This is a genomic window from Rubritalea profundi (assembly GCF_002954445.1).
Classification (GTDB): domain Bacteria; phylum Verrucomicrobiota; class Verrucomicrobiia; order Verrucomicrobiales; family Akkermansiaceae; genus Rubritalea; species Rubritalea profundi.
This window is the reverse complement of record NZ_MQWA01000001.1, coordinates 330,251-344,024: the sequence shown is the minus strand read 5'-3', so window position 1 is coordinate 344,024 and position 13,774 is coordinate 330,251. Positions and strand designations below refer to the sequence as shown.

The 13,774-nt window shown below is 48.8% G+C and carries 13 protein-coding genes and 2 pseudogenes; 6 read left to right on the top strand and 9 right to left on the bottom strand.

Annotation, left to right across the window (positions count from 1 at the left end; genetic code table 11):
• The first annotated feature begins 12 nt into the window (after positions 1-12).
• The 6 genes from rnpA (at position 13) to aqpZ (ending at position 4,646) form a co-directional block, all read left to right on the top strand.
• Complete coding sequence (gene rnpA / locus BSZ32_RS20470; RefSeq protein ID WP_105041784.1) at positions 13-369, top strand: ribonuclease P protein component; 357 nt, start codon at positions 13-15, stop codon at positions 367-369.
• Positions 366-620: a membrane protein insertion efficiency factor YidD gene (gene yidD / locus BSZ32_RS01530; RefSeq protein ID WP_105041783.1), complete on the top strand. Its 255-nt coding sequence runs from the start codon at positions 366-368 to the stop codon at positions 618-620. The genes rnpA and yidD overlap by 4 nt, the downstream gene beginning before the upstream one ends.
• A 26-nt stretch (positions 621-646) precedes the next feature.
• Positions 647-2,548 (top strand): membrane protein insertase YidC, encoded by a 1,902-nt coding sequence (yidC, locus tag BSZ32_RS01525; RefSeq protein ID WP_105041782.1) that lies wholly within the window; start codon positions 647-649, stop codon positions 2,546-2,548.
• Between the two features lie 254 nt (positions 2,549-2,802).
• Positions 2,803-2,934, top strand: a complete 132-nt coding sequence (locus tag BSZ32_RS19960; RefSeq protein WP_276308388.1) for a hypothetical protein — start codon at positions 2,803-2,805, stop codon at positions 2,932-2,934.
• Positions 2,935-3,073: 139 nt separating this feature from the next.
• Positions 3,074-3,295 carry a hypothetical protein gene (locus tag BSZ32_RS01520; RefSeq protein ID WP_105041781.1) on the top strand — a complete coding sequence of 74 codons (222 nt, stop codon included), beginning with the start codon at positions 3,074-3,076 and terminating at the stop codon, positions 3,293-3,295.
• Positions 3,296-3,956: 661 nt separating this feature from the next.
• A complete protein-coding gene (aqpZ, locus tag BSZ32_RS01515) occupies positions 3,957-4,646 on the top strand; it encodes an aquaporin Z (RefSeq protein ID WP_105041780.1) in 690 nt (229 codons plus the stop codon).
• 72 nt (positions 4,647-4,718) lie between these two features.
• On the opposite strand, the pseudogene BSZ32_RS01510 reads toward aqpZ, so the two are convergent.
• The 9 genes and pseudogenes from BSZ32_RS01510 to BSZ32_RS01465 all read right to left on the bottom strand — a co-directional run.
• Positions 4,719-5,012, bottom strand: a pseudogene (locus BSZ32_RS01510) (TlpA family protein disulfide reductase); the annotation flags it as partial.
• Between the two features lie 12 nt (positions 5,013-5,024).
• On the bottom strand, positions 5,025-5,246 hold the full coding sequence (locus BSZ32_RS01505) for a hypothetical protein (RefSeq protein WP_105041778.1): 222 nt from the start codon (positions 5,244-5,246) through the stop codon (positions 5,025-5,027).
• A gap of 68 nt (positions 5,247-5,314) precedes the next feature.
• Complete coding sequence (locus BSZ32_RS01500; RefSeq protein ID WP_240610538.1) at positions 5,315-6,811, bottom strand: DUF1501 domain-containing protein; 1,497 nt, start codon at positions 6,809-6,811, stop codon at positions 5,315-5,317.
• A gap of 9 nt (positions 6,812-6,820) precedes the next feature.
• The gene (locus tag BSZ32_RS01495; protein WP_105041777.1) at positions 6,821-8,317 is read right to left on the bottom strand and encodes a DUF1553 domain-containing protein; all 1,497 of its coding nucleotides are present in this window, start codon (positions 8,315-8,317) and stop codon (positions 6,821-6,823) included.
• Positions 8,266-10,065, bottom strand: coding sequence for a DUF1549 domain-containing protein (locus BSZ32_RS01490; RefSeq protein WP_165788576.1), 1,800 nt, complete (start codon positions 10,063-10,065; stop codon positions 8,266-8,268). The genes BSZ32_RS01495 and BSZ32_RS01490 overlap by 52 nt, the downstream gene beginning before the upstream one ends.
• A gap of 543 nt (positions 10,066-10,608) precedes the next feature.
• Positions 10,609-11,547: pseudogene (locus tag BSZ32_RS01485) on the bottom strand (DUF1553 domain-containing protein).
• 125 nt (positions 11,548-11,672) lie between these two features.
• Complete coding sequence (locus BSZ32_RS19955) at positions 11,673-12,041, bottom strand: LamG domain-containing protein (protein WP_165788575.1); 369 nt, start codon at positions 12,039-12,041, stop codon at positions 11,673-11,675.
• A complete protein-coding gene (locus BSZ32_RS01470; protein ID WP_105041772.1) occupies positions 12,038-13,495 on the bottom strand; it encodes a DUF1549 domain-containing protein in 1,458 nt (485 codons plus the stop codon). The genes BSZ32_RS19955 and BSZ32_RS01470 overlap by 4 nt, the downstream gene beginning before the upstream one ends.
• Positions 13,496-13,510: 15 nt before the next feature.
• Positions 13,511-13,705 (bottom strand): c-type cytochrome domain-containing protein, encoded by a 195-nt coding sequence (locus tag BSZ32_RS01465; protein WP_105041771.1) that lies wholly within the window; start codon positions 13,703-13,705, stop codon positions 13,511-13,513.
• Positions 13,706-13,774 lie beyond the last annotated feature (69 nt).

The window sequence follows — 13,774 nt, the reverse complement described above, 5'->3', positions numbered from 1 at the left end:
GAGAAGCGCCCCATGCGTCTTCCCAGAAAGTTCTCAATTAGTCACCGGTCAGAATTTGCCCGTGTGAGAGAACATGGTAAGTCGCGTCCGGGGCGCTATCTTGTTGTTAGTGTCTTGCGTTCAGACGAGCTTGATCACTTCAAGTACGGACTCATAACCACCAAGAAAGTAGGCAAAGCGCATCAGCGTAATTACTTTCGGCGAGTCTTTCGTTCAATAATGCAAAACCATGGTGAGTTGATCTGTGATGATTACTACATCGTGACTATTGCGCGTTGGCGAGCCTCCGAGGCAAGCTATGAGGAACTCGAGCGCGAATGGCTTAAACTAGCGCGAAAGCTGGGAGTGCTAAAAACCGAACTTTCATGAAACGATTGCCAGTGACATGTATAAAACTCGGAATTCGCGGATATCAGAAATTTCTGAATCCTATTTTGCGAGCAGTGAGTGGGCCATATGGCGGTTGTCGATTTTCACCTTCTTGCTCGCATTATTTTTATCAGGCGGTAAATACCCATGGAGCACTGTACGGCAGTTGGCTTGGGATTTACCGCCTTTGTCGTTGCCACCCGTGGGGCGGCTGTGGGTGTGACCCAGTTCCACCAAAGAAATCATCGTAATTTTAGAATTTTAGATAGTAATCATTATGGATCGTAAAGCATGGATCATCCTCATTCTCTGTGGTATAGGCCTCGTCGCTAATACCATGTTTATGGGAGATACTGACAAGGCTCGCAAACAACTGGAGCTACAAGAAAAGAAACAGGAGCAAATAGCAGAAGTGCAGAAGTCGGGACCAGAAACCGAGTTTGTCACCGAGAAGCCTACGCTCCCAGAACCTAAAGAAGATCAGCCACACACACTGGTCGGTAAAGATGGTGAGGTGGTTGACGTGATCTACACATTCACCAGTTTCGGTGGCGGTGTGAAGACTGCAGAATTTCCGCAACAGAAGACGATTTATGGTGAAGGCCACATCGAACTCAATAAACTATCAAGCTATCCAGTTGGCGCGATTGCTTCGGACTACCGAAAAATCGATGGCTCGTTTTATGAACTCGTAGAGAAGAGCAAAAGTTCTGTGACCTACAAGGGGAAGCTAGCTAGTGGCCTAGAGGTCACAAAAACTTGGAAGCTTGTAGAAAAAGAGGAAGCAAAAGGGTATCAACTCACACTTAATGTACATTTCAAGAATGCATCATCCGCTGCAATCAATCTAGCTGACTATGGAGTTTACACGGGTACTGCAGCGCCATTGCACGGCAAAGAAATGCAGGACAAAGCGGGCTGGTTCTATTACGAAGATGGATCTTTTGAATTTGATAAACAGGGACCATTCAAAGGGGGCATGTTTAGTGACGCTAAAGCTGTGGAGGTTATTAAGCCTTCATCTCTCGAATATGCAGGTGTAAATAACCAATTTTTCACCACTTTCTTCATGCCTAAAGGCTTTCAAGCTGATTCCATTTGGGCGACCGGTGTCGAGCGTGACATCCAAGAGGATGAGAAGATGCTCAAGCGCTGGGTCTTCACCATGGGAGTAAATTTCCCTCACCAGATGCTCAATGCTGGAAGCGAGCAAACTTACAGTCTCGATGTTTACATGGGGCCAAAGCAGCGTGAAATAATCAGTAATGTAGCTGTGAATACGGAGGCGGTTATGAACTACGGATGGTTCATTTTTATACCTGTAGCTACGTTTATGAGTTGGGCTCTCAATACCATTCACGGATGGTTTGGTGCTGCTAGCTGGGCATGGGGTGTTTCAGTGATCCTTCTCACAGTCTTCATCCGTATCATTATCTGGCCGCTGCACAACAAGTCCACACGCACCATGAAGCGTATGGGCAAGCTGCAGCCGATCATGAAGGAAATGCGTGAGAAGTATGCGGACAACCCGCAGAAGCTCAACCAGGAGACAATGAAGCTCTACAAAACCTATGGGGTGAACCCGATGGGTGGCTGTCTTCCGATGTTGGTGCAGATTCCTATTTTCTTCGGTGTCTTCAAAATGCTTGGTTCCGCGGTGGAAATACGTGGAGCTGAATTTCTCTGGGTGAGTGATCTTGCTCGTCCTGACACAGTAGCACACATCCTCGGTTACCCTATCAACCTTCTGCCGATTGTGATGGCTATCACAATGGTGTTCCAGATGCGTCTCACACCTCAGTCTGGAGATAAGATGCAGCGTCGTATTTTCATGTTGATGCCGCTGATGTTCTTCTTCTTCTGTTACAACTACGCCGCAGCGCTCGCGCTCTATTGGTCGACTCAGAACATCGTGTCTATCGTTCAGACGCTACTCATGAAAAAGCTTCCTGAGCCAGAGCTTAATGAAAAGTCTGAGAAGCCAGGCAAAGACGATGGCAAGCCACGTAAGAAGGGAATGTTTGAGAAGCTTGCTGAGCGGATGGAAGATGTGCAACGCCAGCAGGAAGTTGCAGCCGGCCGCAAGCCAGGAGGAAACTCACAAGCGTCGAATCCCGCAGCCGGTGAGATGAAACAGGCGAAGAAGCCTAAAAAGCAGAACCCTAAAACTGGCGGCTAAGTTCTAGCGCTTTGTTTAAAGCGAAGTGACTCTTTAATACCCTCACTCTTATTGGAGTGGGGGTATTTTGTGTATTTGCGGCCAGTTTTGTTGAGTGGAGTAGTGTTACTTTTTGAGATGCTAGAGCACCTTCGATCACTCGCTGAGATTTTGGTGCTATAAGTTAAAGAACTTTTGTGAATGGGTAGAATACTCGTCCAGGTTGGTGCGTTTACTGAAGACGAAGCTCTGAGCGCCTTTAAACATTTACACATATGAGTAGATACTCAAGAATCATCGCAGAAGCAGTACTTGACGGATCTGAAGTTACAATGGCTGAGACTAGAAAGTCCGCATTGGTGGAGTACGACGGACGTGAGTATGATTGGCTCGCAAAGCGCGCATAACTGACAGGCAAAAGGTTCAAAATTGGGCAGTCCATTTTAGTTGAAGGGGTATAAGGATATTTTTGAAGAGTCACTTTCAGCCATTCAGATTAACTAGCCGCCACTCGCTTACTGATCGGCTTGTTAGACTTCTTTGGAAATGGCACTTAATATGAAGCATCAACCAGAAGTGATCTTCTTTATGGCTGATGGTGCTTGTGGTGCTTGTGGTGCTTTTTTTGAGAAAATTTCGAAAAGAGTTGCACAAAATCTAAAGTGCATTAATACTAGTCTTACCATCGCGAATGATTCATTAGCACCTGACGCCATGAATTCTCTCGCTGATTTTACTGGCGACCAGTTTATGGTCGGTAAATCGTAGGTAAGGAATACGACAAGTAATCCGTAAAAGCAATTTTTCATATAGTTGGGGGAAGTCTCGTGCCTTTATGGCACGGGGCTTCTTTTTTTTGAGTGTAGGATGTCGGACAACTTCTACCGGAGTCTTAACTACTTGTTTTTGTCGTTCAATATAAGACACAAGGGTGAAATGTTCAGTGATGTGAAGGCAGTTGAAGTTATTAAGCCTTCTTAGCTCGAATACCCAGATGTGAATTATCAGTTCTTTACTACTGTCTTGATGCCGAGGCAAAAATCCTGGTGAATACTCTCAACCGTCAAATGGGGCAGCCCCAGGCGAGATGAAGTAGGCTGAAAACCCCAAGAATCGTACGCCCAAAACAGGCAGCTAAGTTCTGGCGAATTGTTTAAAGCGAAGTGCTTCTTTAATACCCTCACTCTTATTGGAATGGGGCCTTTTTGTGTATTTGTGTCCAGTTTTGTCGAGTGGAGGAGTGTTTAATTTGGAGACACTAGCAGGGCGATTAGTTAGGTGGTTACTAAGTCTTACCTTAGCGAACTAGAACTCATTTTGTTTTCTTTGGTGAAGCGTGACTGGGTTGTTTGTAAATGCTTCTGGTGTGCATTCATTTTTTTGTTAGTTGTAAGTCAGTGGGGGTTTTCCTTGCAACACAAATAGAGATATGAACAAATATATAGCAGAGTCCTTTGGGACATTTTGGTTGGTCCTGGGGGGCTGTGGTAGTGCCGTATTGGCTGCGGGTATTCCCGACGTGGGTATTGGTTATTTGGGAGTGGCGTTGGCCTTTGGCTTGACTGTGCTGACGATGGCATTTGCGATTGGCCACATCTCTGGTTGCCACTTAAATCCAGCAGTCTCGATAGGTTTGATGCTTGGTGGTCGTTTTGATAAAAAAGAACTGGTTCCCTATATCGTGGCGCAATTGGTTGGTTCGATCGTTGCAGGAGGGGTTCTTTATTTGATTGCTTCAGGAAATGAAAATTTCAGCCTTGATGGTGGTTTTGCCTCAAATGGCTACGGTGAGCACTCGCCTAATGGTTATTCGATGACTGCGGGTTTTATCTGTGAAGTCGTGATGACGATGATGTTTTTGATCATCATTCTTGGGGCGACCGACAAGCGTGCTCCGGCTGGGCTAGCGCCGATCGCGATTGGGCTAGGTCTTACTTTGATTCACTTGATCAGTATTCCTGTGACAAACACTTCGGTGAATCCAGCCCGCAGTACAGGTGTTGCAATCTTTGCGGGCGGTTGGGCAGTCAAGCAGCTTTGGTTATTCTGGGTCGCTCCCATCATTGGTGCGGCTCTAGGAGCTTTGGTCTACCGTTTGATGGGCAGTAAGAAGAAGTAATAAATTTAAAAAAGGAAAACCCCTACCTAGTGGCTGCTAGATAAGGGTTTTGGTATAAACTTCAAAGCGCGATTAGTTGGTCTCTTTCATCTTAGCTATTTCGGCAAATATTTTTTCCTTGCCTTTGGTGACGACTTTTCCGTCTTTATCGAAAAGAATATAAGTGGGAATACTGAGCACCTCTACGCTGCCGAAGTGGACTTTTTCTTTGTCTTCACCAAGAACAGTAGGCCATGGGAAGGACTCTTCCTTGGCCCATGCTAGAGCATCATCGCTGGATTTGTCGTAGCTCATCATTACGAGCTCTACATTTTTGAGAGGGCCGATTTTGTCGTTATAAGATTTCACTAACTGTGAAACCGAGGCGCGGCAGGGTGGTCACCAACTCGCGGTGTAATAGACCACGTAGTGGCTGACTGCTGGGTCGACCTTAGCTGGCGCGTATTTATCGCCGTCAAGGATCTGGAGATTGCCTTCTAAAGTCTTGGCTACGTCGACTGCAGCTTGCTCGGTGGCGGGTTTCTTGGCGTCTTCCGCTTGTGCTAAGCCCGATATAATGGCCACGGCGGAAATGAAGCCATAGAGTATGGGTTTCTTCATAGTGTGCGTAAGATACTTAAGATTGCAAATTATTCCATCAACTTGATGGGATGTGATTGATTTAATCGCTAATGCTTGGCGAGGTGTGATCCGTTGAGGATGTCAGTGACGACTCTGGATGGTTCCACGCCAGTGAGCTTTTGTTCGAGTCCTTGATAGAGGTAGGAGAATTTGTGGTAGTCTAGACCGCAGCGTTCAAGGATGGTGGAATGGAGGTCGCGGACGTGAACTTTCTGGTCTGGAGTGGTGATGTTGAAGGAATAATCGTCAGTGTCACCGTAGACCATGCCGCCTTTGACACCTGCACCAGCCATCCAGAGTGAGAAGGCGCGTGGGTGGTGGTCACGGCCATAGTTGGTATCAGTTAAGGCACCCTGTGAATAGACGGTGCGTCCAAATTCACCGCCGCAAATTACGAGCGTGTCTTCGAGCAGTCCACGCTGTTTGAGGTCTTGAATCAAGCCATAGCATGCTTGGTCGATGTCGCCACATTGTGACTTAATATCACGAGGGAGCGAACCATGTTGGTCCCAGCCTCGGTGGAAAATCTGGGTGAATCGAACTCCGCGTTCCGCCAGTCTGCGTGCCATGAGAGCGGTGTGTGCGAAGGTGCCGGACTTTTTAGAGTCTGGTCCGTAAAGCTTGTAGGTGCTTTCAGATTCGCCTGACATGTCGGTGAGCTCTGGGACTGACATTTGCATCCTGTATGCCATCTCATATTGTTGGATACGGGTTTGGATTTCCGGGTCGCCAACACTTTCAAGAGTTTGTTGGTTGAGGTGGGATAAGCCATCGAGCATGGAGCGGCGCATGTCACGGTCAATGCCTGGGGCATCCTTGAGGAAGAGAACTGGATCTCCTTGCGAGCGAAGGTTGACGCCTGAGTGCTTGCCTGGGAGGTAGCCTGAGCCCCAAAGGCGTGATGAGATTGCCTGGACGTTTGAGTAGGGGCTGGAGTGCTGGGCGTGGAGCACACAAAAGGTGGGGAGGTCGTTATTGAGCGAGCCCAGACCATATGAAAGCCATGAGCCCATAGAGGCTTTACCGTTTTGCATTGAGCCAGTGTACATCAATTGGTTAGCTGGCTCATGGTTGATGGCGTCAGTGTGCATCGATTTGATGATACAAATGTCATCGACCATTTTAGCAGTATGCGGCAAGATATCTGAAACCCAGGCTCCGGATTCTCCGTGTTGTTTAAAGTCGCAGAATGCTGGGGCGACTGGGAATGCGGTTTGGTTGGCAGTCATACCAGTGAGCCTCTGACCAGACTTGACGAGGAAGTCTTTGATGTCTTTCTTGAATTCCTTTTTCAAGTGAGGCTTGTAGTCATACATCTCAAGCTGAGATGGAGCACCAATGAGGGAGATGTAGATGACCCGCTTCGCTTTGGGTTCAAAGTGTGATTTGGCTGTTGCTTGGTCGTAAGCTCCCATCATTTCTTTGGGGAGCAGTGAGGAGAGGGCCGCCGCGCCAAGGCCCATGGCATTGTGACGGAAAAATTGGCGGCGACTGACAGATTTGTTCTGAAGGTCGACTGATTTGATGATGTCTTCGAAATTCATGGCAATCGTTTATTTGTTAAGAGTTTCATCCATGTTGAGGATTTGGTTGGCGATGAGTGTCCAGGCCGCAAGTTGAGCGGGGTCTAGTTCTGCTGGTGCTTTAGATTCACCAACTGAGATGAGTGCTTTGGCTTTATCTGGAGCTGCTTTGAACTTGGCGTAGCTGAAGTCGAGAGTTTGATTCACAATCTCTATCTCTGTGGTGTTGAGTTCACGGTTCAGTAGGCGAGCCGTGATGAACTGCAGGATTGCGGGGTTCTCCTTGCTGTTGAGCAGAGCGTTTGCCGCGAGTTGGCGTGAGCTTTCTACAAATTGTGGGTCATTCATCACCACAAAGGCCTGGAGTGGTGTGTTTGTTAGATCGCGCCTTACACAGCTTACTTCCCGTGATGGAGCATTGAGAATCTCCATCGATGGGTGGGGGGCTGTTCTCTTCCAGAAAGTGTAGAGTGAACGACGGTAGAGTTTTTCGCCAGTGTCTTGTTTGTAGTTTTTGGTATTGGACTGAGCCATGGCGACTGACTCCCAGATGTTAGTCGGCTGATACGGTTTGACTGATGGCCCACCTATTTTGGTATTAAGTAATTCTGACGCACTGAGTGCTAGATCTCGGATTTGTTCAGCATCGAGACGGTAGCGTGGGCCTCGGGATAGAAGCTTGTTGAGTGGGTCTCTTTCCAGTTTTTCATCTGTGAATGTGGCCGATTGGCGATAGGTAGATGAGCTGACGATTGTTTTGAGGAGGTGGTGGAAGTCCCATCCATTTTCAACAAAGTCGGTAGCCAGCCAGTCGAGTAGCTTCGGGTGGCTTGGACGGGCGCCCATGACGCCGAAGTCATTAGTGGATTCCACGATGCCATTACCGAAGAGGTAGTACCAATAGCGGTTGACTGTGACCCGGGCTGGCAGTGGGTTCTCTGGAGCTGTAAGCCACATGCCTAGGCCAAGTCGGTTTCTTGGCATTTCATCCGTCATTGGTGGAAGTGAGGCGGGAACTCCGGGGCTCAGAACTTCTTTATCCTTCACGGCGTATTGGCCGCGGATGAGGATGTGAGCTGTGGGCTTAGTGTCAGCTTTCTCTTGCATCACCAGAGTGAAAGTACCACGTTTTTCGATCGCTGATTTTTCGTTTTTAATAGCAACCAATTTGTCATTGAGGTCATTGGCTGCCTTGTCTTCGTAAATGAAGTAGTAGTTACGGGCTTGATCGACCAGCTTGGGGGAATGTTTTGCAGATTTCTTGAGCTTGTTGATGCGACCATTGATTGAAGTTGCGATAACCTCTTCTTCTGTAAGTGCTCTATTGAATAGCTGAAAACTGTGGAGTTGGCCATTGGTGAAGTATTGTCCCTCATGTCTAGATCCCAACAAGAAGGGTGCTTTTGTTTTGATTGTTTTAGTGAGTTTATTGCTATTTTTAGTGACTTCCTGTTTTTCGCCGTTGATGTAGATTTTCACGCCCCAGACTTTCTTCGATCCTCTGTAGGTGATGAGACGTGGTTCCATTCATTGTCAGGGAGTGCTTTTTTGGTGGTTACTTTAACATGGTTCTGTGGAAACGCGTGGATCAAGTGGACAGCAATTTTACCATTTTCGGCATAAATATCATAGCCGCGGTATGAGTTCTCGATGTCCATTTTTGAGATGATACCGGCCCTGTTTTTTCCTGGGTTTTTTATCCAGGCACCGAAGCTGAAATGGTCGTCATTTTCGAAGTCACCGACATTTCCGAGGTTGATGTTGTTTTGAGCGTTGAAGAGTACGGCCTCACCGTCTGGACTGCTGACCCACTCGAGAGGTTTTTTGCTCTTGTATGTCTTCCCTGAAGTGTCGACTAGTCCCTTTGATTTGCTCGTGAGCTGGAGCTTCATGACTAAAGCATCTTTCGCGACATCGGAGTTGTCAGTTTTTTTCTCAGATTTGAGCCAAGTCTGAAACTGAGTTTCGTGCTCAGATTTATATTTTTTGTATGCTTCTTCAGCTGTCTTGATGTCTTTGTCGATGTTCTCGTAACGCGTCCTGTCTTCGTCGGTTGAGATGAGGATGTTTGGCGGGTGAGTGGCGCTATTTCGGTCTAGCGCTGTCATTGTGGTGTTGCGGAAGAATGCCGTGAGCTGGTAGTTCTCTTTGGTGGAGATAGCGTCGAACTTGTGGTCGTGGCAGGCTGCACAGCCGGCGGTGAGACCTAGCCAAGCTGACGAGGTAGTGTCGACTCGATCCTGAGCGTAAATGACGTCATATTCTTCAGCGATGGCTCCACCTTCACCAGTGGTGGGGAGACAGCGGTGGAAACCGGAGGCGATTTTTTGCTCGATGGTGGCATTGGGCATCATGTCGCCCGCAATTTGTTCGCGGGTGAATTGGTCAAAAGGCATGTTGCTTTTGAACGCGTTGATTACCCAGTCACGGTAGGGCCAGATTGAGCGGTAATTATCGATGTGAATGCCGTGGGTATCCGCGTAGCGTGCCACATCGAGCCAGTGTCGAGAGAAGTGCTCGGCGTAAGCGTCAGTTTTGAGGAGTTGATCTACTTTTTCTTGGTAGACGGTCTCGGAGTCACGTTTGTCATTGAGGAAGCTTTTTGCCTCTTCAGCGGTGGGCGGGAGGCCTGTGAGGTCAAAGTTCAGGCGACGCAGAAGGCGGGCTTTATCTTGATCACCATTTGGCTTGAGTCCAGCTTCTTCAAACTTGCTAGCGATGAAGTGGTCAATTGGGGTGCGCGCCCAGTCTTTAGATTGAATCGCCGGCAGGGGTTCTTTTTCTGGGGCGATGTAGGCCCAGTGCGCCTCAAATTCTGCACCTTCTTTAATCCACTGGCGGACCATCGCAATTTCCGATGGGTCCATGATTTTGCCATGTGGGCTCTTGCTCGGGTGTGGCGGCATGACAACGTCCGGATCCGGGCTCTCCATCAGTTGGAGTAAAAATGAGTTGTCCGGATCACCCTTGATAATGACAGGTTTACCGCTTTCTCTGACGCTGAAGACTCCTTTTTCTTGATCTAGTCGGAGTGGTTCGTCCTCGGGGAAGCGGGTGCCAGAGTCTGGTCCGTGACAATGGTAGCATGAAGCCGAGAGGATGGGCTGAATGTGCTCGTTGAATGATATCCTTGAGGGGAGCTCAGTCACCTTTTTTTGCGCTACTTCGCTACTCGGTTTTTGTGCGCTGGTGTCCTTGGTATGGGTCGTGGGCTTATCTGAGCAGGATGCTAAAAACAAGGTGCCACAGGCAAGGGTGAGTAGTCGGTTCTTCATAAAAGGTGACAACATTCGAAGTTTATGACTTAGACTACAGGCTTTAGCTGTTTATTCTATCATTATTTTTGTGCCTAGCTGTGAAATTGAGATGTTCCTTTCAGGGTGATTTTTTTTAAAAAAACATGTGGCTCTAGGAGTTAGGCTTATTGAGGCTATTAGTCTGTTTGTTTATTCGTTTATTTATTTAGTTCATCGTGGGCGTGGCGCCGGAGTCTTGAAGTCGAGAGGGCGGAAATGGCGAATTAGCCAAAGACCCAAAGAATGACGAAGTCCTAAATCCGAATCATCAAGTTTTGCTCTGCGCCTCTGCGCCTCTGCGCCTCTGCGCGAGAAATGAATTCAAAGCCTTGCGCAGAGCCGCAGAGCCGCAGAGATTTTTGATGAGAGCCGGAAGTGCACTAAGGGGCAGACCTCTGGGGCCGCGCTGTTTATACCTCGGCTTTGAACCGTACTCCATTTGAAGACGTCATTTGTCCGATGTCTCTTGTTATTGTTTTTTGGAGGTAGTAGGGTGGGGCAATCGATTATTTGTTAAGCGTTTCATCCATATTGAGGATTTGGTTGGCGATGAGTGTCCAGGCCGCAAGTTGAGCTGGGTCTAGTTCTGCTGGTGCTTTGGATTCGCCGACTGAGATGAGCGCTGTGGCTTTGTCGGGGGGCTGCTTTGAACTTGGCGTAGCTGAAGTCGAGAGTTTGATTCACAATCTCTATCTCTCTGGTGGTGAGTTCACGGTTGAGTAGGCGAGCTGCGATGAACTGGAGGATTGTGGGTTTTTCTTTGCAGTTGAGGAGGGCGTGGGCAGCGAGCTGGCGTGAGCTTTCGACAAACTGTGGGTCATTCATGACCACAAATGCCTGCAGTGGTGTGTTTGTTTGCTCGCGCCTTACACAGCTTACTTCCCGTGATGGGGCGTTGAGGATCTCCATCGATGGGTGGGGGGCCGTTCTCTTCCAGAAGGTGTAGAGCGAGCGACGGTAGAGCTTGGATCCTGAGTCTGGCTTGTAGTGTCTAGTGTTGGAGCCTTTCATGGCAACGGATTCCCAGACGTTGATTGGTTGGTACGGTTTGACCGAGGGGCCACCCATATCCTTGCTGAGGAGTCCTGACGAACTGAGTGCCAGATCGAGGATTTGTTCTGCCGCGAGACGGTAGCGCGGGCCGCGAGAGAGAAGCTTGTTGAGCGGGTCCTGCTCCAGTTTCTAATCCGTGAAGGTGGCAGACTGACGATAGGTGGATGAGGTGACGATCGTTTTGAGGAGGAGGTGGAAGTCCCATCCATTTTCAACAAAATCGCTAGCCAACCAGTCGAGTAGTTTCGGGTGGCTAGGGCGGGCTCCCATGACGCCGAAGTCATTGGTGGATTCCACGATGCCATTACCGAAGAGGTAGTACCAATAGCGGTTGACTGTGACACGAGCGGGAAGTGGGTTACTTGGTTCGGAAAGCCACATGCCTAGGCCAAGACGATTTCTTGGCATTTCAGCGGTCATTGGAGGAAGTGAGGCGGGTACATCAGGGCTCAGTACTTCTTTATCTTTCACCGCGTATTGGCCGCGGATGAGGATGTGTGCAGTGGGCTTCAGGTCTGCTTTCTCTTGCATCACTAGGGTGTAGGTGCCACGTTTTTCGATCGCTTTTTTTCGCTCTTAAGGGCAATGGATTTGTCATTGAGCTTTTTGGTGGCTTTGTCGATGTGTGTGAAGTAGTAGCTACGGATCTGTTCGACGAGCTTTGGATCCTGTTTGGATGACTCGCGAAGGTTGTTGATGCGACCATTGATGGATATCGCAACAATTTCTTCGGTGGTGAGGGTTTTATTGAAAAGCTGGAAGCTGTGAAGCTGGCCGTTGGTGAAGTGTTGTCCATCGTGGCGAGACCCTAGCAATAGAGGGGCCTTGTTCTTCATCGTTTCAGTGAGCTTGTTGCTCTTGATCTCTAGCTTTTGTTCTTTGCCGTTGATATAGATCTTCACGCCCTGGCTTTTTTGGAGCCATTGTAGGTGACGAATGCGTGGGTCCATTCATTCTCAGCCACTTTTTGTTTGGTGGTGACTTTGATGTAGTTTTGCGGCAATGAGTGGATCAGGTGGACTGCGAGCTTACCGTTTTCAACCCAGAGGTCGTATCCGCGGTGAGAGTCGCCAATATCCATTTTAGAAATGACTCCAGCGGAAATGTTATGAGGGGTCTTGATCCAAGCACCGAAGCTGAACTTGTCATTATTCTCAAGGTCACCTTGGTTGCCAAGGTTGATGTTGTTTTGCTTGTTGAATAGCACGGCTTCGCCACCGGAGCTGCTTACCCATTCGAGTGGCGATTTGCTGGTGTAGCTTTTGCCAAAGGTGTCGACTAGTCCTTTTGTTTTGTTTGTGAGTGGGAGTTTGATGAGGCGAGCTTGCTTGGCAATTTTTGAGTTATCCGTTGTTTTGTCGGATTTAAACCAGCTCTGGAATTGTGGCTCGTTTTCCTTCTTATATGATTGGGTGGCTTTGTCAGCCTCGCTGATTTCTTTATCGATAACGGTATAGCGGTTTAGGTCGTCTGGGGTGGGAATCAGAAGGTTTGGCGGGTGAGTGGCGCTATTGCGGTCCAGAGCTTTCATCGTAGTATTGCGGAAGAATGCTGTGAGTTGGTAGTTCTCTTTGGTGGAGATCGCGTCGAACTTGTGATCGTGGCATGCCGCGCAGCCTGCGGTGAGTCCCAGCCAAGCTGCCGAGGTGGTGTCGACGCGGTCCTGAGCGTAAATAGCGTCATATTCTTCAGCAATAGCACCACCTTCACCAGTGGTGGGGAGGCAGCGGTGGAATCCAGATGCGATCTTCTGGTCCATGGTGGCGTTGGGCATCATGTCGCCCGCAATTTGTTCGCGGGTGAATTGGTCAAAGGGCATGTTGCTTTTGAACGCGTTGATGACCCAGTCACGATAGGGCCAGATCGAGCGATAATTGTCGTTGTGAATACCGTGGGTGTCCGCGTAGCGCGCAACATCGAGCCAGTGTCGAGCGAAGTGCTCAGCGTAAGCGCCAGTTTTGAGTAGTTGGTCCACTTTTTCAGCGTAGACGGACTCGAAGTCACGTTTGTCATTGAGGAAGCTTTGTGCCTCTTCGGCAGTTGGAGGGAGCCCAGTGAGGTCAAAATTCAAACGGCGAAGGAGTCTCGATTTGTCTTGTTCTTCATTTGGTTTGAGCCCCGCTTCATCGAGTTTTTTCCCGATGAAGTGGTCGATCGGGTTACGCGCCCATTCTTCAGATTGAATGGCCGGTAGGGGTGCTTTCTTCGGGGCGATGTAGGCCCAATGCGCCTCAAATTCTGCACCCTCTTTAATCCACTGGCGGACCATGGCAATTTCCGCTGGATCCATGATTTTTCCGTGTGGGTTCTTGCTCGGGTGTGGTGGCATGACGACATCCGCATCCTGGCTCTCCATCAGTTGGAGTAAAAACTAATTGTCTGGATCGCCCTTGATGATGACGGGTTTACCGCTTTCTCTGGCGCTAAAGACTCCTTCTTCTTGGTCGAGCCTGAGTGGTTCGTCCTCTGGGTAGCGGGTGCCAGAGTCCGGTCCGTGGCAATGGTAGCATGAGGCCGAGAGGATGGGCTGGATGTGCTCGTTGAAAGATATTCTTGAGGGGAGCACAGTCTCCTTTTTTTTGAACTACTTCGCTACTCGATTTTTGCGTGCTGGGCTGCTTGGGTTGAGTAGTGG